The 26,073-nt window shown below is 62.7% G+C and carries 23 protein-coding genes; 11 read left to right on the top strand and 12 right to left on the bottom strand.

Annotation, left to right across the window (positions count from 1 at the left end; all coding sequences use genetic code 11):
• Positions 1 to 81: 81 nt before the first annotated feature.
• Positions 82 to 282, bottom strand: coding sequence for a hypothetical protein (locus CJU94_RS06535; protein WP_095418026.1), 201 nt, complete (start codon positions 280 to 282; stop codon positions 82 to 84).
• A gap of 361 nt (positions 283 to 643) precedes the next feature.
• Here CJU94_RS06535 and CJU94_RS06530 point away from each other — a divergent pair, with 361 nt between their 5' ends.
• Positions 644 to 4,243 (top strand): indolepyruvate ferredoxin oxidoreductase family protein, encoded by a 3,600-nt coding sequence (locus tag CJU94_RS06530; protein ID WP_095418025.1) that lies wholly within the window; start codon positions 644 to 646, stop codon positions 4,241 to 4,243.
• A gap of 454 nt (positions 4,244 to 4,697) precedes the next feature.
• Here the strand turns inward: CJU94_RS06530 and CJU94_RS06525 are convergent, their stop codons facing one another.
• Together CJU94_RS06525 and CJU94_RS06520 are read right to left on the bottom strand one after the other, a co-directional pair.
• Positions 4,698 to 6,980 (bottom strand): NADP-dependent malic enzyme, encoded by a 2,283-nt coding sequence (locus CJU94_RS06525; RefSeq protein WP_095418024.1) that lies wholly within the window; start codon positions 6,978 to 6,980, stop codon positions 4,698 to 4,700.
• Between the two features lie 310 nt (positions 6,981 to 7,290).
• Positions 7,291 to 8,523, bottom strand: coding sequence for an MFS transporter (locus CJU94_RS06520; RefSeq protein ID WP_095418023.1), 1,233 nt, complete (start codon positions 8,521 to 8,523; stop codon positions 7,291 to 7,293).
• A 385-nt stretch (positions 8,524 to 8,908) separates the two neighbouring features.
• On the opposite strand from CJU94_RS06520, the gene CJU94_RS06515 reads away from it, so the two are divergent.
• Positions 8,909 to 9,595, top strand: a complete 687-nt coding sequence (locus CJU94_RS06515; protein WP_007179868.1) for an orotate phosphoribosyltransferase — start codon at positions 8,909 to 8,911, stop codon at positions 9,593 to 9,595.
• A gap of 94 nt (positions 9,596 to 9,689) precedes the next feature.
• Here the strand turns inward: CJU94_RS06515 and CJU94_RS06510 are convergent, their stop codons facing one another.
• Complete coding sequence (locus tag CJU94_RS06510) at positions 9,690 to 10,379, bottom strand: response regulator (protein ID WP_095418022.1); 690 nt, start codon at positions 10,377 to 10,379, stop codon at positions 9,690 to 9,692.
• Between the two features lie 265 nt (positions 10,380 to 10,644).
• On the opposite strand from CJU94_RS06510, the gene CJU94_RS06505 reads away from it, so the two are divergent.
• From CJU94_RS06505 to CJU94_RS06480, 6 genes are all read left to right on the top strand, one after another.
• Complete coding sequence (locus CJU94_RS06505; protein ID WP_095418021.1) at positions 10,645 to 11,247, top strand: YbhB/YbcL family Raf kinase inhibitor-like protein; 603 nt, start codon at positions 10,645 to 10,647, stop codon at positions 11,245 to 11,247.
• A 232-nt stretch (positions 11,248 to 11,479) separates the two neighbouring features.
• Positions 11,480 to 12,052 carry a flavodoxin family protein gene (locus CJU94_RS06500; RefSeq protein WP_095418020.1) on the top strand — a complete coding sequence of 191 codons (573 nt, stop codon included), beginning with the start codon at positions 11,480 to 11,482 and terminating at the stop codon, positions 12,050 to 12,052.
• A 184-nt stretch (positions 12,053 to 12,236) separates the two neighbouring features.
• Positions 12,237 to 13,184: an N-acetyl-gamma-glutamyl-phosphate reductase gene (gene argC / locus CJU94_RS06495; protein WP_095418019.1), complete on the top strand. Its 948-nt coding sequence runs from the start codon at positions 12,237 to 12,239 to the stop codon at positions 13,182 to 13,184.
• A 493-nt stretch (positions 13,185 to 13,677) separates the two neighbouring features.
• Positions 13,678 to 15,111: a DUF2957 domain-containing protein gene (locus tag CJU94_RS06490; RefSeq protein ID WP_095418018.1), complete on the top strand. Its 1,434-nt coding sequence runs from the start codon at positions 13,678 to 13,680 to the stop codon at positions 15,109 to 15,111.
• A 97-nt stretch (positions 15,112 to 15,208) separates the two neighbouring features.
• A complete protein-coding gene (locus tag CJU94_RS06485) occupies positions 15,209 to 16,453 on the top strand; it encodes a DUF2957 domain-containing protein (protein ID WP_095418017.1) in 1,245 nt (414 codons plus the stop codon).
• 172 nt (positions 16,454 to 16,625) lie between these two features.
• Positions 16,626 to 17,450 (top strand): OmpW/AlkL family protein, encoded by an 825-nt coding sequence (locus tag CJU94_RS06480; RefSeq protein ID WP_095420242.1) that lies wholly within the window; start codon positions 16,626 to 16,628, stop codon positions 17,448 to 17,450.
• Positions 17,451 to 17,734: 284 nt separating this feature from the next.
• On the opposite strand, the gene CJU94_RS06475 is transcribed toward CJU94_RS06480, so the two are convergent.
• Positions 17,735 to 18,370: a LysE family translocator gene (locus tag CJU94_RS06475; RefSeq protein ID WP_095418016.1), complete on the bottom strand. Its 636-nt coding sequence runs from the start codon at positions 18,368 to 18,370 to the stop codon at positions 17,735 to 17,737.
• A gap of 74 nt (positions 18,371 to 18,444) precedes the next feature.
• Positions 18,445 to 19,314, bottom strand: coding sequence for an NAD(P)-dependent oxidoreductase (locus CJU94_RS06470; protein ID WP_095418015.1), 870 nt, complete (start codon positions 19,312 to 19,314; stop codon positions 18,445 to 18,447).
• Positions 19,315 to 19,408: 94 nt separating this feature from the next.
• Between CJU94_RS06470 and CJU94_RS06465 the strand changes: the two genes are divergently transcribed.
• Positions 19,409 to 20,164 (top strand): Mut7-C RNAse domain-containing protein, encoded by a 756-nt coding sequence (locus CJU94_RS06465; protein WP_095418014.1) that lies wholly within the window; start codon positions 19,409 to 19,411, stop codon positions 20,162 to 20,164.
• A gap of 81 nt (positions 20,165 to 20,245) precedes the next feature.
• The gene (locus tag CJU94_RS06460; protein WP_095418013.1) at positions 20,246 to 20,524 is read left to right on the top strand and encodes a hypothetical protein; all 279 of its coding nucleotides are present in this window, start codon (positions 20,246 to 20,248) and stop codon (positions 20,522 to 20,524) included.
• 154 nt (positions 20,525 to 20,678) lie between these two features.
• Here CJU94_RS06460 and CJU94_RS06455 read toward each other — a convergent pair whose 3' ends face one another.
• Positions 20,679 to 20,888: a hypothetical protein gene (locus CJU94_RS06455; protein ID WP_095418012.1), complete on the bottom strand. Its 210-nt coding sequence runs from the start codon at positions 20,886 to 20,888 to the stop codon at positions 20,679 to 20,681.
• A gap of 224 nt (positions 20,889 to 21,112) precedes the next feature.
• Entirely contained in the window at positions 21,113 to 21,865 is a 753-nt protein-coding gene (locus CJU94_RS06450) for an IclR family transcriptional regulator domain-containing protein (protein ID WP_091798262.1), read from the bottom strand.
• Between the two features lie 300 nt (positions 21,866 to 22,165).
• Here CJU94_RS06450 and CJU94_RS06445 point away from each other — a divergent pair, with 300 nt between their 5' ends.
• Positions 22,166 to 23,098 carry a DMT family transporter gene (locus tag CJU94_RS06445; RefSeq protein WP_095418011.1) on the top strand — a complete coding sequence of 311 codons (933 nt, stop codon included), beginning with the start codon at positions 22,166 to 22,168 and terminating at the stop codon, positions 23,096 to 23,098.
• Between the two features lie 97 nt (positions 23,099 to 23,195).
• Here CJU94_RS06445 and CJU94_RS06440 read toward each other — a convergent pair whose 3' ends face one another.
• From CJU94_RS06440 to CJU94_RS06430, 4 genes are all read right to left on the bottom strand, one after another.
• Positions 23,196 to 23,447, bottom strand: coding sequence for a hypothetical protein (locus CJU94_RS06440; RefSeq protein ID WP_095418010.1), 252 nt, complete (start codon positions 23,445 to 23,447; stop codon positions 23,196 to 23,198).
• A complete protein-coding gene (locus tag CJU94_RS40770) occupies positions 23,444 to 23,650 on the bottom strand; it encodes a hypothetical protein (protein WP_157763723.1) in 207 nt (68 codons plus the stop codon). The genes CJU94_RS06440 and CJU94_RS40770 overlap by 4 nt, the downstream gene beginning before the upstream one ends.
• A gap of 576 nt (positions 23,651 to 24,226) precedes the next feature.
• Entirely contained in the window at positions 24,227 to 24,907 is a 681-nt protein-coding gene (locus tag CJU94_RS06435) for a DUF2242 domain-containing protein (protein WP_095418009.1), read from the bottom strand.
• 167 nt (positions 24,908 to 25,074) lie between these two features.
• On the bottom strand, positions 25,075 to 25,725 hold the full coding sequence (locus CJU94_RS06430) for a lytic transglycosylase domain-containing protein (protein WP_095418008.1): 651 nt from the start codon (positions 25,723 to 25,725) through the stop codon (positions 25,075 to 25,077).
• Between the last annotated feature and the right edge of the window lie 348 nt (positions 25,726 to 26,073).

Here is a 26,073-nt window from a genome sequence, read left to right as displayed (position 1 = left end):
TGCCGTTGTCTCAAGCGGACCCTGCGTGGCTTGATGGAACAACGGCCGGTTATTTAACCGACACACCGCATGAGCGGCGTATCACGAATTCTGGTCTTGCCCGTCGGCCTTGGTGGATCGCGTGACGCTACCCATGGCGATGCGTGCGGGCGCGACCTGCGCCGTGCGCGTGACTGCGTTCGACAGCGCTCCTGCGCTGCTCGAGTTCGAGCGCACCGGTGCGCTCATGGCGAAAAATGCGGCCGAAACCATCAGGAAGGTCTGAATGTTTCTCGTGTTCATGCGTACTCCTTTTCTAACTGCCCTGCTGTCGTGAAGCTCCGCAGAATGCGGAGCGTTGCGCTGACATTGCTCGCAGGTGGGGTGTTAGACAGCAATTTCAACTACGGTTCCGCAAATTTGTAGTTTTTACAGCTTGTTACAGGCATTTGCGCAAGCACTAACGGCATCGCTCGCAAAACGTTGCAAGACCCAGTCAAGATCGCCGGGACGCAGCATGTGCGAAGGACCTGCGGCGGGTTTTCACCAGTGCTACCATCACTTAAAACACGTCAATATGGCGGCCCCGGCCCTCCGCATTCACAAGATGCCGGGGCTCAAAAAAAGTTTTGGTGATCCCAAACTGGTTGGAGGAGTACACATAATGAATGCCCCGCTAGACGCAGGTCAGCGAGCCTCGCTCGAAGCCGCGTTGTCTTCCGTCACGCTCGACGACAAATACACCCTCGAACGCGGCCGCGCATACATGAGCGGCATCCAGGCGCTGGTGCGTCTGCCGATGCTGCAGCAGGAACGCGACCGGGCCGCCGGGCTCAATACTGCCGGCTTCATCTCCGGTTACCGCGGATCGCCGCTGGGCGGGCTCGACCAATCCCTGTGGAAGGCGAAACAGCATCTCGCCGCGCATCAGGTAGTATTCCAGCCAGGCGTCAATGAAGACCTCGCGGCGACCTCCGTCTGGGGTTCGCAGCAGGTCAATCTGTACCCAAGCGCCAAATACGATGGCGTGTTCTCGATGTGGTACGGCAAAGGCCCGGGTGTCGACCGTTCCGGCGACGTCTTCAAGCACGGCAACTCGGCCGGCTCGGCGCAACACGGCGGCGTTCTGGTCCTCGCCGGCGACGATCATGCGGCCAAATCCTCCACGCTGGCACACCAGTCCGAACACATTTTCAAGGCGTGCGGCCTGCCGGTTCTGTTCCCCTCGAACGTGCAGGAATATCTCGACTTCGGCCTGCATGGCTGGGCAATGAGCCGCTATTCCGGTTTGTGGGTCGCGATGAAGTGCGTGACCGATGTGGTCGAATCGTCCGCTTCGGTGGATATCGATCCGCACCGCACGAAGATCGTGCTGCCGGAAGACTTTGCGATGCCCGAGGGCGGCCTGAATATCCGCTGGCCGGATCCGCCGCTGGTGCAGGAAGCACGTCTGCTCGACTACAAGTGGTACGCCGCGCTCGCCTATGTGCGCGCCAACAAGCTCGACCGCGTCGAAATCGATTCGCCGCATGCGCGCTTCGGCATCATGACCGGCGGCAAGGCGTATCTCGACGTGCGTCAGGCGCTGACCGACCTCGGTCTCGACGACGAAACGTGTTCGCGCATCGGCATCCGCCTGTATAAGGTCGGCTGCGTCTGGCCGCTCGAAGCGCAAGGCGCGCAGGCGATCGCGCGCGGCCTCGATGAAATTCTGGTGGTCGAGGAAAAGCGCCAGATTCTCGAATACGCGATCAAGGAAGAGCTATACAACTGGCCCGACGCGCAGCGCCCGCGCGTGTTCGGCAAGTTCGACGAAAAGGACGGCGCAGGCGGCGAATGGTCGGTGCCGATGGGCAACTGGCTGCTGCCGGCGCATTACGAACTCTCGCCGGCGATCATCGCGAAGGCCATCGCCACGCGGCTCGACAAATTCGACCTGCCGTCCGATGTGCGCGCTCGCATCGCCACGCGCATCGCGGTGATCGAAGCGAAGGAAAAGGCGCTGGCACGGCCGCGAGTCGAAGCCGAACGCAAGCCGTGGTTTTGCTCCGGCTGCCCGCACAATACGTCGACCAACGTGCCGGAAGGCTCGCGCGCGATGGCCGGCATTGGCTGCCACTACATGACGGTCTGGATGGACCGCAACACCAGCACCTTCAGCCAGATGGGCGGCGAAGGCGTCGCGTGGATCGGCCAGGCGCCATTCAGCAACGACAAGCACGTGTTCGCCAATCTCGGCGACGGCACCTACTTCCACTCGGGGCTGCTCGCGATTCGCGCGGCGATCGCGTCGAAGGCGAACATCACCTACAAGATTCTCTACAACGACGCGGTGGCCATGACGGGCGGCCAGCCGGTCGACGGCGTGCTGACCGTGCCGCAGATCACCCACCAGCTCGCCGCCGAAGGCGCGACGAAAATCGTGATCGTCACCGACGAGCCCGAGAAGTACTCGGCGAACGTGGGTCTCGCGCCGGGAATCGACGTCCACCATCGCGACAAGCTCGACGAGGTGCAGCGGCAACTGCGTGAAGTGTCCGGCACCACGATCCTGATCTACGACCAGACCTGCGCGACGGAGAAACGCCGTCGCAGGAAACGCGGCACCTATCCGGATCCGGCGCGCCGCGTGGTGATCAACGAGGCGGTGTGCGAGGGCTGCGGCGATTGCTCGGTGAAGTCCAACTGCCTGTCGGTCGAACCGCTGGATACCGAGTACGGTACGAAGCGCCAGATCAACCAGTCGACTTGCAACAAGGACTTTTCGTGCGTCAATGGCTTCTGCCCGAGCTTCGTCTCGGTGGAAGGCGGTCAGTTGCGCAAGCCGAAAGCCGCCTCCGGCATTGTCGGCGACGCGATGCCGCCAGTGCCGGAACCCGAGCTGCCGTCCATGGAACGACCTTACGGCGTGCTGGTGACGGGCGTCGGCGGCACGGGCGTCGTGACGATTGGCGCGTTGCTCGGCATGGCCGCGCATCTGGAGAACAAGGGCGTCACCGTGCTCGACGTCACGGGCCTCGCGCAGAAAGGCGGCGCCGTGATGAGCCACGTGCAGATCGCGAAAAATCCGGCCGACATCCACGCAACGCGTATCGCCATGGGTGAAGCCAGTCTGGTGATCGGCTGCGATGCGATCGTGACGGCCAGCGACGAATGCGTGTCGCGTATGCAGGCAGGCCGCACGCGCGTCGTGTTGAACACCGCCCATACGCCGACCGCCGAGCTCATCAAGAACCCGAACTGGCGCTTTCCTGGCAGCAGCACGGAAGCCGACGTCCGCGCCGGCGCGGGCGACGAAGGTGTCGATACGGTCGACGCGAATCACTTCGCGGTGGCGCTGCTCGGCGACGCGATCTATACGAATCCGTTCGTACTCGGCTACGCATGGCAGCGCGGCTGGGTGCCGCTCACCTATCAGTCGCTGATGCGCGCCATCGAACTGAACAACGTCCAGGTCGAAAAGAACCGGGCAGCGTTCGAATGGGGCCGCCGTGCAGCGCACGATCTCGCCGCGGTGCGCAAGCTCGCGCAATCGCAGGGACGCGGCGCCGCAGAGGAAGCGATGAGCAGCAAGATCATCTCGCTGCACACCCCGAAGGCGCTCGACACGCTGATCGACAAACGCGCCGAGTACCTGACGGCGTGGCAAAACAGCGCCTATGCCGACCGTTATCGCGCGCTGGTGTCGCAGGTGCGCGCGGCGGAGTCGGCGCTCGATTCGATCGACAGCCAGTTGCCGCTGACCGAGGCCGTCGCGAAGAATCTGCACAAGCTGATGGCCTATAAAGACGAGTACGAAGTTGCCCGTCTGTACAGCGATCCGGCATTCATCGACAAGTTGAAGGCGAATTTCGAAGGTGACTGGAAGCTCCACATTCACCTCGCGCCGCCGACGTTCTCGAAGAAGGATGCGAAGGGCCATCTGGTGAAGAAGAAGTACGGTCCGTGGGTCTTCAGCGCGATGCACGTGCTGGCGCGGTTCAAGTTCCTGCGCGGCACCGCGTTCGATGTCTTCGGCAAGACGGAAGAGCGTCGTACCGAGCGGGCGTTGATCGCCGAGTATGAGGCGCTGGTGCGTGAGCTGATCGGCGGCCTGACTGTGCAGAAGCGCGAACTGGCCGTCGAACTGGCGAATCTGCCTGACGGCATCCGCGGCTATGGTCATGTGAAGGAGAACAACCTGAAGGGCGTGCGCGTCAAATGGAACGAGTTGCTGGCGCGCTGGCGTGCGCCGGAGACTGGTAAGACGCAACACGCAGCGTGATCGTGTTCGCCTGACCGGCTCGTCGGGTTCAATCGGCGGGCGCAAATGAGAAAGGCGGCTGTCCTCGCGGACAGTCGCCTTTTTTGTTACCAGCTTCGCCACGTCATGCCTGTGCGCGAGACCGGGCGGTACTGCTACATCCTGCTACACAACGAACATTTACAAGACGAAGCCCAGCGCACGACGACAGCAAGGATCGACCCGCCGACTGTTCCGTTGCTGCCGTGATGTGCCGTGCTTCAGGAGCCACTTTACAAATGTGTGACTGCCAATCGAATAGGAACATTCCCAAACACACAAAATACGCTAGGAATATTTAGGACGAAGACCGCGCCGGACATGTGCACGCAAAAGAACATGCAAAAAAACGCCACGGAATCAACTCCCGTGGCGTTTTGCAGGTCCGTCGCGAGCGCCTCGACGAGGCGCCGCTTCAATTCTCAAGCCATGCGCATTACTTCGCGTTCACCGGCTTGCGCGCGTTGGCCGACGCCACCGCCGTCATGTTGATGATCCGGCGCACGGTCGCGGCCGGCGTCAGGATGTGCACCGGCTTTTCCGCGCCCAACAGGAACGGGCCAACCGTCACGCCTTCGCCGCCGATCATCTTCAGCAGGTTGTACGTGATGTTCGCCGCTTCCACGTTCGGCATGATCAGCAGGTTGGCTTCGCCGCTCAGCGTCGTGCCCGGGAACGCAGCCTTGCGCACCGCTTCCGACAATGCCGCATCGCCGTGCATCTCACCGTCGATCTCGAGCGAAGGTGCGCGTTCGACAATCAGCTTGCGAGCCGTAGCCATGCGTTGCGACGACGAAGACGGTGCACTGCCAAAGTTCGAGTTCGACAGCAACGCAACCTTGGGTGTGATACCGAACTTCTCGATCTCACCCGCGGCCAGCAGCGTCATGTCGGCGAGTTGCTCGGCGGTCGGGGTTTCGTTCACGTACGTATCGCAGATGAACAGATTGCGGCCCGGCAGCATCAGCAGGTTCATCGCCGCGAAGTTCTGAACATTCTCCGCCTTGCCCAGCACTTGCTCGATGAACTTCAGGTGCGTGTGGTACTGGCCGATCATGCCGCAGATCATGCCGTCGGCTTCGCCCAGGCGCACGAGGATCGCGCCGATCAGCGTGTTGAACTTGCGCATGGCGGCCTTTGCCACGTCCGGCGTCACGCCTTCGCGCGCGCCGAGTTCGTGATAGGCCTGCCAGGATTGCTGATAGCGCGGATCGTCTTCCGGATCGACGACTTCGAAGTCTTCGCCGCACTTGAGCTTCGAGCCCATCTTCTTCAGACGCATCTCGATCACCGACGGACGGCCGACCAGAATCGGCTTGGCGATCTTTTCCAGCAACACGAACTGCGCGGCACGCAGCACGCGCTCGTCTTCACCTTCGGCGAACACGATGCGCGCCGGTTCGGATTTCGCCGCGGCGAACACCGGACGCATCACCATGCCCGTGCGATACACCGTGGTGCCGAGTTCTTCGCGGTATGCGTCCATGTCCTTGATCGGACGGGTCGCGACGCCCGAATCCATTGCCGCCTGAGCGACAGCCGGCGCGATCTTGATGATCAGGCGCGGATCGAACGGCTTCGGAATCAGATACTCGGGACCGAATTCCAGCGAGTGGCCTTCGTATGCCTTCGCGACTTCATCGCCCTGATCGGTTTCTTCGGCCAGTTCGGCGATCGCGCGCACGCACGCGAGCTTCATTTCTTCCGTGATCGTGGTGGCGCCGACATCCAGCGCGCCGCGGAAGATGAACGGGAAGCACAGCACGTTATTGACCTGGTTCGGGTAGTCCGAACGGCCGGTCGCGATGATGCAGTCAGGACGAACCTTCTTTGCGTCTTCCGGGCGGATTTCCGGCTCCGGATTGGCCAGCGCGAGAATCAGCGGCTGGGTGCCCATTTCGGCAACCATCTCGGGCTTCAACACGCCCGCGCTCGAGCAGCCGAGGAACACATCGGCGCTGCGGATCGCGTCGGCAAGCGTGCGTGCTTCGGTGTTCGCCGCGTAACGTTCCTTCGACGGATCGAGGTTGCCGCGGCCTTCGTAGATCACGCCCTTGGAGTCGGTGACCAGAATGTTCTTCTTCGACAGGCCCAGGTTCACCAGCAGATCCAGACACGCGATCGCTGCCGCGCCCGCGCCGGAACACACCAGCTTCACTTCGTCGAGTTTCTTGCCGACTACCTTCAGCCCGTTCAGGATCGCCGCCGAGGCGATGATCGCGGTACCGTGCTGGTCGTCGTGGAAGACCGGAATCTTCATGCGCTCGCGCAGCTTCTTCTCGATGTAGAAGCACTCGGGCGCCTTGATGTCTTCGAGGTTGATGCCACCGAGCGTGGGCTCGAGCATGGCGATCGCTTCAACGAGCTTGTCCGGATCGGACTCGGAGAGTTCGATGTCGAACACGTCGATGCCGGCGAACTTCTTGAAAAGGCAGCCCTTGCCTTCCATGACCGGCTTCGCCGCCAGCGGTCCGATGTTGCCGAGGCCGAGCACGGCCGTGCCGTTCGTGATCACGCCGACCAGGTTGCCGCGCGAGGTGTACTTCTGCGCGTCGAGCGGCTCATCGTAGATCGCCATGCAGGCGGCAGCCACGCCCGGCGAGTAGGCCAGCGAGAGGTCCAGCTGGTTCGACAGCGGCTTGGTGGGGGTGACCGAAATCTTGCCGGGTTTCGGGTTCTGGTGATATGCGAGAGCGCTTTGCTTAAGTTGTTCGTCCATTTTTTGACCTGCGAGACGTAAATAATCGGGCCCGGCACACCGCACAGTTGGCGTCGCTGACATCTATCGAATGGATAATCGACCGAGCGGCTTTCGCATGCGCCGGTTGGGCGCGGCGTCGAACCTCAACGGAGGACGGACCGTGCGGAGTGCTTAGCGGGCCGGTTAGTGTACACCCCGAATGCGTCGATGCACCGAGTGGTTAACGCGGCTCACCATCGGCGAAACGCCGGCCTGTCATGCTGCAGCGCCGCATTGGACGACTACCCGGCCGCCTGTCGTTCGCTGGTCACACGCGGGCCGTTCACGCTCATTGGAGCTCGGCGCCGCGTCGTTCGGGAATCAGGAAGAGCGTCGCGAAGATGTCGAGCAAGTAAATCGACGCGAGCAAAGCGAGCGCCGCGCCGAACGAGTAGCGCGCGGCCAACGCGCCCACGGCCAGCGGCCCGAAGCCGCCCACCGCGCGACCGAGATTGAACAGCACGTTCTGGGCGGTGGCGCGCGCCTCGGTTGGATAGAGCTCGGAGATCAACGCACCGTAACCGCCGATCATTCCGTTGACGAACACGCCCATCGCGGCGCCGCCGATCAGGAGCGCCATCGGCGTGCTCAGGTGCGCGTAGACGAAGACCATCACCACCGCGCCCGCCTGGTAGAACAGGAAGGCCGGCTTGCGGCCGAAACGGTCGGCGGCGATGCCGAACAGCCAGATGCCGCACGCCATGCCCAGAATCGTCACGGCGGTCCATAGGCCCGATCTGGTCAGCGAATAGCCGAAGGTCTTCGACAGATAGCTCGGCAGCCAGATCATCAGACCGTAGTAGCCGAAGTTCTGCACCGAACAGAGAATCGCCACGCCGATACTGGCTCGCGTGGCGCGGCCATCGGCGACCAGCAATTTCAGCGGCAACTTGCGCACGCCGCGCGCCACGCGCCCGGTGAAGAGCGCCGGCTCCTCGACGCGGCGCCGGACGAAGAACGACACCGCCGCCGGCAGCAGCCCGAGCGCGAACATGCCGCGCCAGCCGATCAGCGGCAACAACAGCGGCGTCAGCAAGGCCGCCGCCAGCACGCCAAGCTGCCATCCCAACCCGACATAGGACGATGCGCGGGCCCGCTGTGCCGCCGGCCACGCCTCGGCCACCAGCGTCATGCCGATGCCGAACTCGCCGCCAAGCCCGATCCCGGCGATGGTCCGGTAGATCAGCAGGTCGGTATAGCCTTGCGCCAGCGCGCACAGGCCGGTGAAGACGGCGAAGATCAGGATCGTCCACGTCAGGATGCGCACGCGGCCGAAATAGTCGCTCAACACGCCGAAGATCAGACCGCCCGCCACCGCGCCGATCAGCGTCCACGTGACAAGCGAGCCGCCTTGCGCGGCGCTCAGATGCAGATCGGCGGTAATCACCGGCAGCATGAAGCCGAGGATCAGCAGATCGAAGCCGTCCATTGCGTAACCGAGTACCGAGGCGATGAGCGCACGGCCGGCGTAGCCATCTCTCGCGGATGCGCGGGTATCGGCGGCGGAAGGAGCGGCGTTCATTGAAAGCATTCCGTAGGTCAGATGGGCGGCGGCGGCCAGCGCCCGAGAAATTCGCGTGAGTGTAAAGGCGCCCCTGGCTGCTCACAAGCAAACCAAAAAGCACGAGCGAAAGCGCCCGGCCGGAGGATCCGTTCGATGCCCGCTAAGCCTGCGCGGCACGGCCGCTACGCGCGTCATTCGCCACCCGCAGGCGCGACGGCCTCCTCGAAAGGCTCATTTCGGGTAAAATGTCGGCCTGCGCGCGTAGCAAAATCCGGCCCGCACTCTGCTGACCGGCTGCGTATTTGCCTATCAAGGCGCCGCCCAACATGGTGCGGCATACCCCGCTTGCTGCGCCACCGGGCCTCGCGCCCGCTTCTCCCCGCTGACACCCAAGGATCCGCCCATGACAGGCTTCGATCGCCAGACGATCTCCGACACGACCGCCAAGATGCTGCTGGAAGTACAGGCAGTGCACTTCAACGCGGAGAAACCGTACATTTTCACGTCCGGCTGGGCGAGCCCGGTTTATATCGATTGCCGCAAGCTGATCTCGTATCCGCGCGTGCGCCGCGGTCTGATGGAAATGGCCGAAACCACGATCCTGCGCGACGTCGGCTATGAGCAGATCGACGCCGTCGCCGGTGGCGAAACCGCGGGCATTCCGTTCGCGGCATGGCTCTCCGATCGCCTGATGGTGCCGATGCAATACGTGCGCAAGAAGCCGAAGGGTTTCGGCCGTAACGCGCAGATCGAAGGCCTGCTGACCGAAGGTCAGCGCGTGCTGCTGGTCGAAGACCTGACCACGGACAGCCGCAGCAAGATCAACTTCATCAACGCACTGCGCACCGCCGGCGCCACGGTGAATCATTGCTTCGTGCTGTTCCACTACAACATCTTCAAGGAAAGCGTGTCGGTGCTGAAAGACATCGACGTCGATCTGCATGCGCTTGCCACGTGGTGGGACGTGTTGCGCGTCGCCAAGGAAAACAAGTACTTCGACACCAAGACGCTCGACGAAGTGGAAAAATTCCTGCACGCACCGGCTGAATGGTCGGCCGCGCACGGTGGCGCAACGTCGACCCCGCAATAAGCCTGGCCGCCTCGCGCGGATCGGATAAAAAAGGGCGCCTGTCTTATCGACAGGCGCCCTTTTTCTATGTTTGCCCTAGAAAATGTATGCGACCTTAAGACACCCCACCTGATAAGTCCGCTGAATGCGACGATAAATTCAGTAAGCCATTGCTTTGCGCGTACTGGAACAACTCGGAATCCCGCTCAATGCCGAGTTTGCGCATGGCGGTATTCTTCTGTGTACTGATCGTCTTGATGCTGCGGTTCAGTTGCTCGGAGATTTCCTTGATCGTCATGCCGGACACGAAGAGACGCACCACTTCCAGCTCGCGCTTGGACAACATGACTTCGTCGTTCTTGCCGCTGGCATTCATGCGCAATGCATCTAACGACGCCTTCACCGACGGGCTCATGTACTCGAGGTTGCGGCTAACGTGCTGCACCGCGAGTCCAATGTGGCTCAGATCGTCCGACTTGTTGACGACCGATGTCACGCCGAGTTCGCTCAGCCGCTTCAGCAACGCGGCATTCTCCAGCATCGTCAGGACGACGATGGGAAGGTTGGGGAAATTACGGCGCAGATAGCCGATCAGCGGCAAGCCGTCGCCATACTGGCCGCCCGGCATTGCCAGATCCGTGACAAGCACGTCGCAGGCAATGGTTTGCAGCACCTTGATCAATTCAGTTGACTGGCGCGCACGCGCGACCACTTGCAGACCGGGAAACTTGAGCAAAGCCTGCTCGGCGCCGAACAGAATAACCGGATGGTCGTCAGCGACCACGACCCTGACTGGATCTTGCATTGCCCTCCCCTCAACAGATAAACCACTCTCCAGAACTTCTGACATGCCTTTGTTTTCTATTACGTAAACGGATGAGGACGCGGCCTGCGTTCGCGCGGACGATTCCTCCGACTATATCCGATTCCAGCCCGCAAATTCCACCGGACTGCGCAACAATGGTGCGTAGCAGAGCTAATGTTAGACTTGGACCGACCTTGAGGCACAAAATAGGGACAATAACTTTCGCGAGCGCCAACGCCTCGCGCCCTCTTAGGAGAATCGGCACATGCGCACGCGTTGCCAGGTCGTTTCGAATGCTTCAGCGTTGCGCCGTTTGCCGTTTTTTTCCTGCGCCATGCTGGGTCTCGCGCTATTGGCGGCGCATGGGCCTCACGCGGTCGCCGAGGGTGCGTTTGCGCTGACCAGTGCGAGCTTTCATACGGGCGGCACGGTTCAGGCCGCTCAGGTTTTCAATCAGGGCGACTGCAAAGGCGCCAACCGCTCGCCACAACTTTCCTGGCACGACGCGCCGCCCGGCACGCGCAGCTTTGCGATCACCATGTTCGATCAGGACGCGCCCGGGCGCGGATGGTGGCATTGGTCGGTTGCGGGCATTCCCGCTACGGTCGGCAGCTTGCCGGAGAATGCGAGTTCTTCCGGGTTCCTCAGCAAACTGGGCGCGGTCGAAGCGCGCAATGACTTCGATACCGACGGCTATGGCGGCCCGTGTCCACCGCCGGGCAAACCCCATCGCTACATCATCACTGTTTATGCGCTCAGCAGCGCCGACTTGCGTCTCGCGCAAGGCCGCCCCGCGCTGATGTTCGACCACGAGATCAGCACCGCCACACTCGGCAGTGCGCGGCTCGTGGTCAATTACGGGCGCTAGGCCCGCCCATTGCCGCGCGCGCAACCGCGGCGCCTGGGCGCCCTCCAGCGCTCACCTTGGCGCACCGCTTGCGTCATGTTGCGGCGCATTGCCACCCGCGCGGAAATTCTGTCATCCGTGCACGCTAATGTGCGGCGAAGCGCCGAGCGTCATGCTTGCCGACGCAGCGCCGATACAACTACGCACCATTGCCGTGCCTCACCCTTTCTCTTTCATTTTGCTGGAGAGTGCCATGTCGAAGATCGTCATCGTTTATCACAGCGGCTACGGCCACACGAAAAAAGTCGCTGAGGCCGTGCTGGCAGGCACCGTCGAAGCCGGCGCGAATGCAAAGCTGATACCGGTCGGCGAGATCGACGAGGCGGCCTGGGCCGAACTGGCCGCGGCCGACGCCATCATCTTCGGTGCGCCGACCTACATGGGCGGCCCGTCCGCCGACTTCAAGAAGTTCGCCGACGCGAGTTCGAAGCCATGGTTCGGCCAAACGTGGAAAGACAAGATCGCAGCCGGCTTCACCAACTCCGCGACCATGAACGGCGACAAATTCTCGACGATCCAGTACTTCGTCACGCTGGCCATGCAACACAGCATGATCTGGGCGGGCACCGGCATGATGCCGTCGAACACCAAGGCGGCGACCCGCAACGACCTGAACTACGTGGGCGGCTTTACCGGCCTGCTCACGCAGTCGCCGGCCGACGCGTCGCCCGAAGAGGCACCGCCTCTCGGCGATCTGGAAACGGCGCGGCTGTTCGGCGCCCGCGTAGCCGGCGTCACGGCGCGCTGGATCGCCGCAGCCCGCTAATGCACGGCTTGCCGCGATCTGGCCGGCATCGGCATGCATCTGTCGCATAACGGGTCACGTCGATGTCATGTTCGACGTGCATCGTCGTTTTTTCACCCCTTTTGCACGTCGGGCGCAATCAGGTCTTAAAATAGCGTTCCGGCGCGGCGTCGCGCCCCGTTTCCAGCAAGCCAGTGAGATCGAGATGAGCACGAAAGTTTTTGTCGACGGACAGGAAGGCACGACCGGCCTGAAGATTTTCGAATACCTGTCGCAACGCGCCGACGTTGAGATCCTGCGTATCGAAGAAGCGAAGCGCAAGGACCTCGAAGAGCGCCGTCGTCTCATCAACGCGTCGGACGTCACGTTCCTGTGCCTGCCCGATGTCGCCTCGCGCGAATCCGCTTCGCTGGTGGAAAACGACCGCACCGTGCTGATCGATGCCAGCACCGCGTTCCGCACTTCCGCCGATTGGGCTTACGGCCTGCCCGAACTGGCCCGCTCGCAACGCGAGCGTCTGCGCACGGCGAAGCGTATTGCCGTGCCGGGCTGCCATGCGTCGGCCTTCGTGCTCGCCATGCGTCCGCTGGTCGAAGCAGGCGTGGTGGCGCCCGAGTTCGCCGCGCACGCCTACTCGATTACCGGCTACAGCGGCGGCGGCAAGAAAATGATTGCCGACTACGAAGCCGGCGGCAACGACAGGCTCAAGAGCCCGCGTCCGTACGCGCTCGGTCTGACCCACAAGCATCTGCCGGAAATGGCCGCGCATACGGGCCTGAAGTCGGCGCCGGTCTTCACGCCGATCGTCGGCGACTTCTACAAGGGGCTCGCGGTCACCACCTTCTTTTCGCCGAATCAGCTGGCGAAGAAGGCCGCGCCGCAAGACGTGCAAGCGCTGTTCGCCGAATACTACGCGGGCGAGGCCTTCGTCCACGTTGCGCCGTTCGACGCCGAAGCGAACCTCGACAGCGGCTTCTTCGACGTGCAGGCGAACAACGACACCAACCGCGTCGACCTGTTCGTGTTCGGCAACGAAGAACGCTTCGTGACGGTCGCGCGCCTGGACAACCTGGGCAAAGGCGCATCGGGCGCGGCCATCCAGTGCATGAACCTCGCAATCGGCGCCAACGAAGAGAGCGGCTTGAAACGCTGATCAAGCGAGCGAAAGCACCGGTAATTCGCCGTCAATCAATTGAAAGGCCGATCCACCAGGATCGGCCTTTTTGTTTTAAAAGCCGCCAATCTTAATTCCAATTTCCCGATAGTTAATCGGTAGTAGCCCGCATTACTTAAAAAATAAAAATCGGACTTCTCAACGAAGGGCCGGTAATTCATTCCTGAGAACCATGTCCGCTGCATAGTTTTCCGCATAGGGAAACTCCGGATTTTTTTGCGAACGATCGTTCGAAGATGATAGAGCCATTTTGCTGTAAGGCTTGCCTGGCAAGGCAGTGCGGCCCAGCAACAGCGCCGGCGCCAACCCGAAAAATCATTTTTTGTTTAAAAGGACCGTCCGTGTCCCCGCAGTGCGCGTCCGGCCATAACCACGCTGTTTGAATCAGTCTTTTTAGACGGCTCATTCAATTGACAGCAATTATCCGGGCAGCGAAATTAGCTCGCACAATTACATGAAGGGAGACAGCAGCATGTCGCACGCCATTACTCGAGGCCTGGCGATGGCCATTGCCACCGCCCCATTTCTGATCGCCTGCGGCGGCGGCAAGGCCGACAATCCAGGCCCGGTCAACCCCACGCAATGCTCGGGCGCGAGTTGCGGCGTGCAAGGTCCGCCGGCTTCGGGCGCCGGCGCGGCGGCGTTGTGTCCCGCCACCGCGGACATCGTCAAGAGCACCTTCCTGGGCGGGGCGGGTAGCGGCGAAGTCGTGCAGCTGAACATCGACGCCACAGCGATGACCTACACGCTGAAGTGGCTCAAGTCGCCGATCCCGCTCACCAGCGCCGACGTCACGATCACCCGCGAAGGCACGCAGATCACCGGTGCGGTGATTCATCCGCCGACCGGCATGCTGCCGACCGCGGAGCAAACCCGTTGCGCGTTCATTCTCGGCAAAGGCACCGGCACCGCGCCCGCCAACGGCTCGACTTACACGACGCCCGACTTCGTCAACAACCCGAACCCGCCGATGATTCTGGTCGGCCAGGGCGTGGCCGGCGGCGGCATTCCGGGCGCGACCGTCGAATACGACGGCCTGACCATCATTCCCGGCATCATCGATCACGTCGGCGCGGTGCCGAACCGGCACTTCGATTTCTATCCGTTCCTCGGTTTCGCCAGCACGACGACCGACCTCACCAAGCTGGCCGGCACCTACAACGGTCTGCTGTATCACCTGGTGCCGTCCGGTTCGTACGCGGCGACCGCCACCAACACGGTCGAAACCTTCGACGCGGCCGGCAGCTGCACGGGTTCCAATCCGGCTAACGCGGCCTTTACGCCGAGCGCGAGCGGCTGTCTGACGACGGGTACGGCGTGGACCGTCAACGGCAGTGGTTACTTCGACAGCCAGAAAGCGCCGCAGATCGGCACCCAGCTCAAGCTGCCGCCGCTGAACCAGCCGAGCGGCCTGTCCGCGCAGGCGCACATGATTCTCGGCCAGATCAACGGTGCGACGGTGCCGCTCGTGATTCGCACGGGCTCCGTGAACCTGGGCACGCCGGCATTGCTGCACGCCGACGCCAAGGTCGACGACGAGTCCGGCATCGCGATGCTCGCCGCGGCGACGCCGCTGGCATCCGGCGGATTCGACGGCGGCTACGTGGGCGCCGACTCCAACTTCAAGTACACGGCGGCATTGATCCAGGGCGGCGTCGGCACGTTCATCAACCCTTCGACTTCCGCGGCGGAAGACGGTTTCGGTCTGGGCTACGGCCTGCCGAGCCCCGGCCTGGTCGGCGTGCGGCAGGCGAACGGCCAGACCGGTCTCGCGATCGCTTCCGGCGGGCTGTATGCGATCGAGATTCAAGGGACCGTCAATGGCGGCGTAGCGCCGACGTCGCAGCTCAGCAGCACGGCGTCGAGCGCCCCTTATTTCGGCATCGGCGCGCAAATCAGCAAGTGAGTCACAAGGGACCGGCAGTTCGCAGGGCGAGACATCAATAAAGCAGGTGGCTGGACCGGGAGCCGGCCACACACAACGAAAAAATTCTGGAGGCGGTATGAAATGGAGAGTCCTTTCGGTGCTCGCTCTTGCAGCACCGTTGCTGGGGGCGTGCGGTGGCGGCGGTGGCGGCGACGGGCCCGTGACGGAAGTGCGTCTGTGTCCGGCCTCGCTGGACTACGGCACGGTATTCACGGGCGGCGGCGGTGACGGTGAACTGGTCAAGCTGCAGCTCGATACGACCAAGATGACCTGGCAGGTCAACTATATCGAATCGCCGATTCCGGCCACCACTGGCACTGTCGCCCCGACGCGCGCCGGGCAATCGGCGAGCGGCACGCTGACCCAGGAAACCCTGCTGCCGACCAACAAACTCAACCAGTGCGCGTTCCGACTGAACGGCGCGAGTCTCGACCCGAATCGTCCGGCGCGGATTTTTGTCGGCGAAGGAGTGGCGGGCGGCACGATCCCGGGCGCGGAAATTTCGTTCGGCGGGATTCTCGGCGTAGGCGCAGTGCCGGACACCAAGTTCCCGTACTACCCGTTCATCGGCTTCTCGTCGATTGAAACGAATCTTGCGAATGTGGCCGGCACATACAACCAGCTCGGCTATCACCAGGTGCCGTCGCAGAACTTCGCGCCGGTCGCGGTCGACTCGAAGATCACGATCAACGCGGACGGCACGTGGACCGAGTGCGACAACTCCGGCATCAACGCGGGCAAGTGTCAGCAGCCCGGTGGCAACTTCGCGCAGTCGGCGGACGGCAGCGGCGCGTTCCAGACCAACAACTTCCTCGGCCAGGCGAAGCCCACGCTCTCGACGACCCCGCATGCGCGCGGCTACATGATCGTCGGCAAGCTGCGTAACCAGTTGGTGCCGATTCTGGTGCGAACCGGCGCGGCGAACTCGTCGGTGACCGTGCCGCAAAACGGCGCGCTCGGACCGTACGCCGACGACGAGTCGGGCATCTCGATTCTGGCGCCGCAAAGCGCGATCACCGTGAACTCGCAAAACGGCGAGTACATCGGCGTGGATAGCCAGTTCGACTACCGCACCACCGCGCTCGAAGGCACCGAGGCCACGCTGCTCGATCCGTTCAACGCCTCGCAGGCGTCGCTTGCAACGGCGCTGAATCTGGACTTCACGCAAGCCGTGCCGGGCGTGGCGACGACGACGCATGTGGGCGCATCGACGGGCACGACGCCGACCGGAAAGATGATCTTCACGGGCGGTGTGTTCGGCTACCTCGATCTGACCACCGCGGCCTCGCCGTACTTCACGATCGGCGCCTTCGTCCAGTAATGGGCGCCACACGCGCCGCCACTTTGCAACGTGGCGGTCGCGTTCCGGCTGCCGCGCCGCGCCAAGGCGCGGCAGCCGGCGCCCAACGAACATGCAGCGCACCGGCAAGGTCGCCGATCTGCCGCCGCTTGCCGCGCGCGATGAGCTTCTCGCGCGCCTCAGGAGGAACATCATGAAAAGAATCTGTTTCGCCTTACTGGCCGCCGGCCTGTGCGCCAGCGCGCACGCCCAGCATGCGGGCGACAACGTCGCGGTGCTCGGCTGGTTTCACGTGATGCCGCAGGATTCGAGCACGCCGCTCACCACCAATGTCGCGCCGACGCCGATCAACACACCGCTGCGTCTGCCGAGTTCGTTCACGTCGCCCGGCACGGGCTTGTCGACGGGTAGCGCCGATACGGTCGGTCTGGTGTTCAGCCATTACCTGACCGATCACATTGCCGTGACGACGGTGGCAGGCGTGCCGCCGGTGTTCAAAATCTACGGGCACGGCGTCATCAAACCGCCGGGACCGGCCGGCGCGCTCGGCCAGCAGGATCTCGGCGATCCGCAGGCCAATCCGATCGTCAAGAGCGTACGCCAGTGGAGTCCGGCGCTGCTGTTCCAGTACTACTTCAATGCGCCGACGGCACATTTCCGGCCGTTTGTCGGCATCGGCGTGTCGTACAACTGGTTCTCCGACATTCAGTTGAGCCAGAATTTCATCCAGTCGACGCAGAACAATCTCGGCGCGGTGCTGGCCGCCGGCGCGGGCAAGCCGGGGCAGACGCAGGTGTCGGCAAAGGCATCCTCGTCGTGGGCGCCGGTGTTCAACGCCGGGCTCGCGTACAACATCACCGATCACTGGGGCCTCGTGGCGTCGGTCACCTACATCCCGCTGAAGACGACCTCGTCGGTCATCATCAAGGCGGCAGACGGGACGGAGCTGGGTGTGTCGAAGGCCGACCTGAAGGCCGATCCGATCATTTCCTTCCTGGCCGTCTCGTACAAGTTCTGAGTGCTGGATCCCGGGCGCGGTCCAGACGCACCAAGCCGGCGCCCCTCTGCGAGGGTCAGCCGGCTTGGTTTTTTCTGATGCGGCAAATTCAGGGCAAAAAAAAGCCCGCCTAAGTGGGCGGGCTGAATCCATATCAGAGGAGACATGGAGGAGACAAGACGAACTATAGCAAATGCTTTGGTGCGGCGCAACATGCAAATTAGGGTTGACCCTCAACGTCGCAAAAACGCAACACCTTCGCGAATGTCCTGCCGCCTCCATTGACGAGGCGTTGCCGCTTGCGCTCAGTGGCGCACCAGCGCCATCATCGCGCCGAACCCGACGAACACGCCGCCGGTCAGGCGATTGAACATCCTCGCCACGCTGCGGCTCTTCAACCTCGCGCCGATGCGCGTACCGAAGCCCGCATACACCAGATACCAGCTCACTTCGATCACGGCGAAAGTCGCGACGAGCACACCGAATTGCGGCAGCTTGGGCTGCGCGGCGTCGATGAATTGCGGCAACAGCGCCGCGGCGAACAGAATGGCCTTGGGATTGCTGCCCGCAACGAGAAAGCCGTTGCGAAACAGTGCGAAGCGCGAACGCGAGGGCTTCGCGGCCAGTGCGTCGGCAGCGCCGGCTGCGGCTTCGTCGGCCGGCGCGCGCCACGCCTTGACGCCGAGATACACGAGGTAGGCGGCGCCGATCATCCGCAGCGCGTTGAACATGGCCGGCCAGGCTTCGAGAAAGACGCCGAGCCCCGCCGCCGACACCGCCAGCATCAGCACCAGCGCCGACAGGCAGCCCGCCATGGTCGCGCTGGAGCGGCGCAGGCCGTGCTGGGCGCCGTGCGTCATCACGAGCAGCATGTTCGGACCGGGAATGGCGGAAACGACAAAGACAGTGGCGACGAACAGCCACCAGGTATGCAGGCTCATGGAAATCGCGGCGCAGTAGGATCGGGCGGCTATTATGCCCGCCCGCGCCCGTCATTGCCGACTGTCAGTGACGGTTAGCGCCCGGCTCGCCGTGCGGCGACCTGGCCCAGCACGGCGAAATCCTTCTCGCCGTCACCGTGCGCCACGGCCTCGATCAGGCTGTCGCGCACGACGCTCGCGATCGGCAGCGGCGTCGTCACGGCTTCGGCCGCGGCCAGCGCAAGACGTATGTCCTTCAGGCCGAGACGCGCCTTGAACAGCGCCGGCTCGTAGCGTTGCTCCGCGATCAGCTTGCCGTAGCCCGAATAGACCGGGCCCGGAAACAGGCCGCTCGTGATCACATCGAGAAAGTCCTGCATGGCCAGACCATGCCCGGTCACCAGCGTGGCCGCCTCGCCGAGCGTCTCGACCGCCGCGCCCAGCATGAAGTTAGCGGCGAGCTTCATGACGTTCGCCTGCTGCGGCAGCGAGCCGATACGCCAGGTCTTCTGGCCGATGGCGTCGAAAATCGGCTGCAAACGGTCGATCGACTCGGCCGGTCCACCAGCCACGATGGTCAGCTTGCCTGCCGCCGCGACATCGGGCCGGCCCAACACCGGTGCCGCGACATAGTTGACGCCGCGCGATGCGTGCGCCGTCGCCAGTTCCTCGGCCAGCGCGACCGAGATCGTCGCCATGTTCACGTGAATCAGCCCGCGCGGCGCATGTTCCAGCAGGGCGGCGGTGATGACTTCGCGCAACGCGTTATCGTCGGCGAGCATCGAGAACACGGCGTCGCCGGCAAACGCTTCGGCCGGCGTCGCGACGACCCGCGCGCCTGCGTCGACGAGCGGCTGCGCGCGTTCCGGCGAGCGATTCCACACGCGCACCTGATGCCCAGCTTTCAATATGTTTGCAACCATCGCGGCACCCATCTCGCCGAGACCGATAAAACCGATGTCCATCTGTCGCTCCGTCTTCTAAAGAACTGGAAGTAAAGCATACCCATGCGACATGTGCAGGACAGCACGCAATGAAACACGGTGCGATACTGCGGTGATGGTGACCGCGACCTTCCGCTTCTACGAGGAGCTGAACGATTTTCTCGCCCGCCCGCTGCGCCGGCGCGCGTTCAGTTATGCCTGCGCGCCGGGTGCCACCGCCAAGCACATGATCGAAGCGCTCGGCGTGCCGCACACCGAGGTCGAACTGATTCTGGTCAACGGGGAATCGGTCAGTTTCAATCATCCCCTCTCGGACGGCGATCGCATAGCCGTCTATCCGAAGTTTGAAGCGCTCGACATCCAGCCGCTCCTGCGCGTGCGCGAGCGGCCGCTGCGGGTGGTGCGCTTCATCGCCGACGCGCATCTGGGCGGCCTTGCCCCGCTGCTGCGGCTTGCCGGCTTCGATACGCTGTACGACAACCACTTTCCCGACGCCGACATCGAAGCGCTCGCCGCCGCGCAACAGCGCATCGTCCTGACGCGCGACCGCGAGTTATTGAAACGCCGCAGCATCACGCATGGCTGCTACGTCCGCACGCTCAGGCCGCGCGAACAATTGCGCGAAGTGTTTGAACGGCTCGATCTGGCAGGCAGCGCGCAACCGTTTCGCTTGTGTCTGATGTGCAATGTGCCGCTACGGCGGATCCCCAAGGAAGAAGTCGGCACGCGTGCCCCCGACGGCGTGTTGGAACGGCATGCGCAGTTCGTCACCTGCGACGTGTGCCGTCGTGTGTTCTGGGAAGGCACGCATTGGCAAAGAATGCGCGCACTGATGGACAGCGTGGCTGCCGCACCTGGCCGGTCCGCATGAGCTTCGATTCAGGTTCATCTTCTGTCCGGTCCGGCGCGGTGCGTACAATGCGGGATTACTTATCTGGCAGAGGCCTTCCGTATGGCGATGAAAAAAACCGACCTTGAAAAGAACAAGGCACTCAAGTTGAACAATGCAATGAAGCTGTCGACCGCCGAACGCTTCGGCAAGGCCGCGGCCGCCGAGCCGAAGCTCGATCGCCGCGAACAGCGCAAGCTCGATCAGGCACAGGGCCTCGTCGCATTCGCTTGCAAGCTGAACGGCGATCTGGTGACCGAGTTGAAAGAGCGGGCCGCGACCCATCCCGACGGTATGACCGGGCTGCTGAACGAAGTCATCAAGCGCGGTCTTGCGGGCTAATCGCCGCGAACACCGCGCGCCGAATACAAAAAGGCCAGAGCACGAGCTCTGGCCTTTTTGCTTGCGACGTCTTTAGCCGGATCACCTTACGCCAGCCGACTAGCGGCGCGGCGTGGTCAACCGGTAAAGCTGGCCCGAAGACTCGGGCGGCAGCTTAGTTTTGCGTGCCCTTGTCGTTCGTGCCAGCTGCCGAAGCGGCTGCCGAAACCGGAGCGCGCTTGCCGTGCGTCTTCAGCTTCTTGACGTGGTGCTTCTTCGGCGCGCTTGCTGCAGCAGCGGGCGCTGCGTCCGACGCTTGTGCGAAAGCTTGAACGGAAACCAGCGCGATCGAAGCGGCTGCGAGCGAGACGATAACTTTTTTCATGTGTTGTTCCCCAAACCTGGACGACTGAGTCAATGTGAATGAATAAGCTGCACGGTAGAGCAGACAGGGCTTGCGGCGCCTTCCCGCTCCCCGCGGGAGAGTATTACGCAGTGTAGGCGGTTTGTCATGCGCAAAACTCGATATGTATTTTCCGGGAGACAGCTTGCTTTCGGCACGCTTTCACTCGATAAGCGAGCCTTACCAGGGGATTCACCTAGCGCGCATCAAACCAGGTTGCGCAGCAGGCTGGCGTTCTCCAGAAGGGTCGGCAACACCCGGTGCAAAGCGGCATTCGCCGACTCCTGGCCGATCGGCATGCTGACGCTGATCGCCGCGACGACCGAACCATGCCGGTCGCGCAACGGCACCGCGACGCCGCGCACGCCCAACTCCAGTTGCTGGTCGGTGACCACATAGCCATTGCGGCGAATTTCACCGAGCACGTCGCGCAACTGCTCGATGGTCGAATAGGTGTGGGGGGTGAACACCTTGATCGGGTAAGACGCGAGCCACTGCTCGATGCTCTCCGGCGCCTGAAACGCCAGCAACACCAGCCCCGCCGACGACAACGGCGCGGGCGCGCGCGAGCCGAGCACGAAGCCGACCGCCATCGCCCGATTGACTCCGTTGCGCGCCACGTACACCACGTCGTGTTCGTCGAGGATCGCGACCAGCGCGGTTTCCTGCACCGTCGCGGTAATGCGCTGCAGGAACGGCTGCACGGTGCGCGGCAAGCGCGCCGAATCCAGATACGACTGGCCGAGGCGCAAAACTCGCGGCGCGAGCCAGAACAGCTTGCCGTCGGTATCCACGTAGCCGAGTTCGCGCAGCGTCAGCAGATAGCGCCGCGCCGCCGTGCGCGACAGGCCTGCGCGGCCTGCCACCATGGTCGGTGTCATGCGGGCGTGCTCTTCGTCGAATGCTTCGATGATCGCCAGCGCTTTCGCGGCGCCGGCGATCCAGTCTTTCTCATCCATTGCGTTTGCCTGAAAATCAGCCGGATCGTGGAGTCGGTCGCGCATCGGTCGGATGGCCGACGCGCGATTATCGCGCGAGTCGGCCGGGCAGCGAGCGGCAGTGAGTCGATGGGTCGATGGCTCATTCGATCGGATCGAGTCGATTATTCGAGCTCGATCGCATCGGCATCGAGGGTGCGGACGTCCCGAGGCCCTGGCGCCCAGTATCATGTCTGCGGCCGGGCGGCGACGCGCCGCCCGAGTCGGCGCAGTCAGTTAAGCGCGAACACCGCCACCACCATCGAACTTGAAAGACCACCTTTGAAAGCCGAAACCCGCCAACACCTGCAGGCCAATCTGCTGATGCTGATCGCCGCAATGATCTGGGGCTCGGCGTTCGTCGCGCAACGCCTGAGTCTCGACGCGATCGGACCTTTTCTGTTCACCGGATTACGCTTCCTGCTCGGCGCGCTCGTCGTGCTGACGCTGATCGTCTGCATCCGGCGCTCCGCGCTTTCCGAACTGTCGAAGCGCGAGCCCGGTGGCGCACGCGAACTGCTAGGCGCCGGGGCGCTCCTCGGCGTGGTGCTGGCCGCCTCGATTTCGTTGCAACAGGTCGGCCTGCAATACACGAAGGTGGCCAATGCGGGCTTCATTAGTTCGTTGTACGTGGTGATCGTGCCGCTGCTGGGCGTGCTGTTCAAGCATCGCACGGGATTCGGCACGTGGCTCGGTGCGGCGCTCGCGGCCGTCGGCATGTACTTCCTAAGCGTGAACGAACAGTTTTCGATGCTGTACGGCGACTGGTATCAACTAGCCGGCGCACTCGTGATCTCCATGCAGATGATGTTGGTCGGACGCTTCGCGCAGCGTCACGACACGCTGATGCTCGCGCTCGTGCAGTTCGTGACGTGCGGGTTGGGGTGCCTCGCCGTCGGTCTTGCCATCGAGCCGTTCAGCCTCGCGGTGATCGCGCGCGCCGCGCCGACCATCGTGTACGGCGGGGCGCTGTCAGTCGGCGTCGCTTATACGATTCAGGTGGTCGCGCAGAAGCATGCGGCGCCGTCGCATGCCGCGGTGATCTTCAGCATGGAAGGCGTGTTCGCCGCGCTGGCGGCCTGGCTCGTGCTCGGTGAGACGCTATCGGCGCGCGCGCTGTTCGGCTGCGCGCTGATGCTGGCGGGGTTGATCGTGTGTCAGGTGATGCCGGCCTGGCCACGCGGACGTGACCGCTTGCCGCGCGCATCGTCTTGAGGATGCAGCTAGTGGCCCTTTCGCAGGGTGCAAGCGAGCCGGACAGTTGCGCGGGCGGTCGGCGTCGGTGGGCTTGCCGTTGGATTGTTTGCCGCCCTCAGGCAGCCCGCGAGTGCTCGAACAAGGCTGGCGAGTCGGCTGTAGGCGGAAACACACACCAGCAGCCGTCGTCGTGTCGAAAGAAGAACAACCCGCGTGAGCCTGCGCCAACCGAAGTCTCGACGCGCACATACCGGCGGCCGCCAAGCCGGGTGCGGCTGAATTCGGTGACATGAACCGGCACGGACGGCTCCGGCGCGAGCCATTTCTCCACCAGAAACCGCAGCGACTGTTCGCTCGCCATTCTCATGATCCGCTCCGGACTGGCTTGTCTTGATGCGCGTCGCGCGAGGCTTCGCTGTTGTCGTCGCTGTCGGCGGCGTCCGCGTCGTGTTCAGCGGATGCGAGCGTGATGGCCCGGTTGGTGGCTGCCGCCCGCAGTGTGCTGCAATGGGTGGCATGTCGAATATCCGAAAGAAGACGGACAAGCTGTCGTGCTGTTCTGCGTTTCATTCCACACCCCCGCACCGCACCAATAACTTCAGGAAACACTTTAACTTTATGCCTGGATCAGCCGTTGCCGAAATGCTTTTGACTAAATAGCAACAGTTGCGCTTGCAAAAAGAGAGACGCAATCTTTGTACCGTCCGTTTTCAATGTGCGCGTGCACAGTGCCGCGGTCTGTACGGTGGCGAGCGCTTGGCGAAGTTGAAAACTTGCCCGGCAAGAGTTGAAAAAACCGATCTCTGAAGCGAGTTATCCACAATTTCCTATGAATAACTCCGGGATATCGCATGGAACAGCCTGTGTGTGGAATCTTGATAAGACGGCCTGTCAGCCAAGCCCCATCAAAGTTATCCCGGATTTGTAGTTTTTCTACAGACGTATTCTGTAGGGTTATGGGTTTTCTATGACGTTGATGTGACGGAACATTTGGGAGTTATCCACAAAAGGGGTTAACCCTTGTTAACTATTACTACGTATGTATACGTCTGAAGTAAAAGACATAGGATAAGTGATGCATCGCGATGAGATCAAAGGCGGATCAGGCCTTGTTCAGCCCTTGATCCGCGAACTGCAGAGGATGACTCAAGGCGCCACGCCGACCCCGCTGGCCGGCTGCGCGGACGCAGCTGTGCCGATCATGTCCGACATTCCGGGAGCGGGTGCCGTCGCCTCGACCGGCATCGGCAGAAGGCGTGTCTCGATGCGGCTACTCGCCACCGGCTGCGTGCGCACGACCGTCTGCAGATAGTGGTCGACGAGCCCGAAGAAGCGGTCGTAAAACTTGCCCGACGGAATCGTCTCGCTCGAGATCTTGACCATCGCGTCGCTGTTCGAGCGGATCGGCAACGACAGCGAACCCAGCACGCTCAGCCCGACGCTCGCCGAGGTATCGCTCTTCTTCAGCGCAAAGCCGTTCTGCACGGCATTGACGTAGACGATGCTGGTGTCGCTCGCCTCCTCCCCTGGCGTACAGACCACATGAAATTCGACGACCACGTGGCTATCGCCCGACGGCTGGAAATTCTTGGTGCCGTCGACGGTGTCGTTGCGCGTCATGGTTGTCAGATAGCCCTGGCTTAGCAGAGCACGACGGGCGGCCTCGCAGCTGTCCGTGGCGTTCGAGTTGAAATTGCGCGCATAGGGGCTCGCGCCTGTTTCGAATGATTCCTGCTGGAATTTCGTTTGCGGCGTGCTGCCACAGGCGGCAAGGGTCAGCAGGCCGACAAGCGCGGCGGCTGTGGTTCTGGAAATCGAGGTCAGCATAGTCGATCGGAAGGGGTGCGGCGTAGGCGCGAATGGGAATGCATTGTAGAGCGGTTGCCCACTATGCGTAAAAAGCACGCAACTCGATGTCTTACGGGACGTGACAGCGCATTGCCGCAGCCGTGGCGCCGTGGCGGGAAGTCAAGCAGAGGGAAACAGGTTGTCGCTCAGTGCGACGCAGCGGGAAGTGTTGACGACGCGGCCGCGGCAGTTTTCCCGCCGGCGCTGACGGCAGGGACGGTGAACGCCCCGGCCCAATCGTCCAGCGCCGCGCAATGGTCGGAGACAGGCTGCGCGGCGCACGCACCGGCCTGCGCGTCCGCCTGCTGGGCGGCGTCTTGCGGCGTGGCGACCGCCGCGAAATCTTCGACCCGCAGGCTCACTTTCTGCGCGTAGGCTTGCGACCCGCCATAGCTCTTGAGCGCGGCGTTCATGTCGCCGTTGGCCGAGCGCATATAGCCGTACAGGATTGCCGAGCCCACTTCGATGTTCGCGGTCGGTTCGGTGAGGTCCTTGACGTTCCTCAGCAGGCCGCGATGCGCGCCCGGCACCACCTGCATCAACCCGGTCGCGCCGTTGGCGCCCTTGGCCTTTTCCTTGAAACGGGATTCGATCGAGATGATCGCCAGTAGGAGCGCCGGCGGGAGGGAATATTTCGAAGCGGCGGATTGCACGGCGTCCGAAATCTTCTGAGCCTTTTCCTTCGCCAAGCCGAATTTGTGCGTCAGATACGCGGACATTCGCTCGGTGTTTTCGTCGGCCGCCGCGGTCTGCATCAGGCCGAGCGAAAGCACGATCAGGCAAAGTAACCGGCTCATAACGGAGGTCGGGAAGAAAAGGGGATCCGGTCATTATAGCTCTGCCCCCAAATTAGACCCAGATCGGGTCGAAATTCGTCTTAGGAAACGTGGCCCCGATTGAGGTTTTTACCTGATTCAGGGCGATCCGGCTGGCTTCGGCACGTAGCAGTCGTTGAGCGTCGCGACGGGAGCGGCGACGTCGTCGAGATCAAGCGTTGACCAGATCAGGGTGCTCGTCGGCTTGGCACAATTGCCGCCTGCCGGGCTGTCGAACAGTTTTTCGTCTCTCGGTAAATGTGCCGTTAGTTGCAATTTAGTGGCGCGGTAGTCGCCGGACTTGCTCGTGTAAAGATGGAACGCGGATCC

The organism is Paraburkholderia aromaticivorans, from assembly GCF_002278075.1.
GTDB classification, from domain to species: Bacteria; Pseudomonadota; Gammaproteobacteria; order Burkholderiales; family Burkholderiaceae; genus Paraburkholderia; species Paraburkholderia aromaticivorans.
Note: the sequence above shows the minus strand (reverse complement) of the source record. Positions and strands in the feature narration are given on the sequence as shown.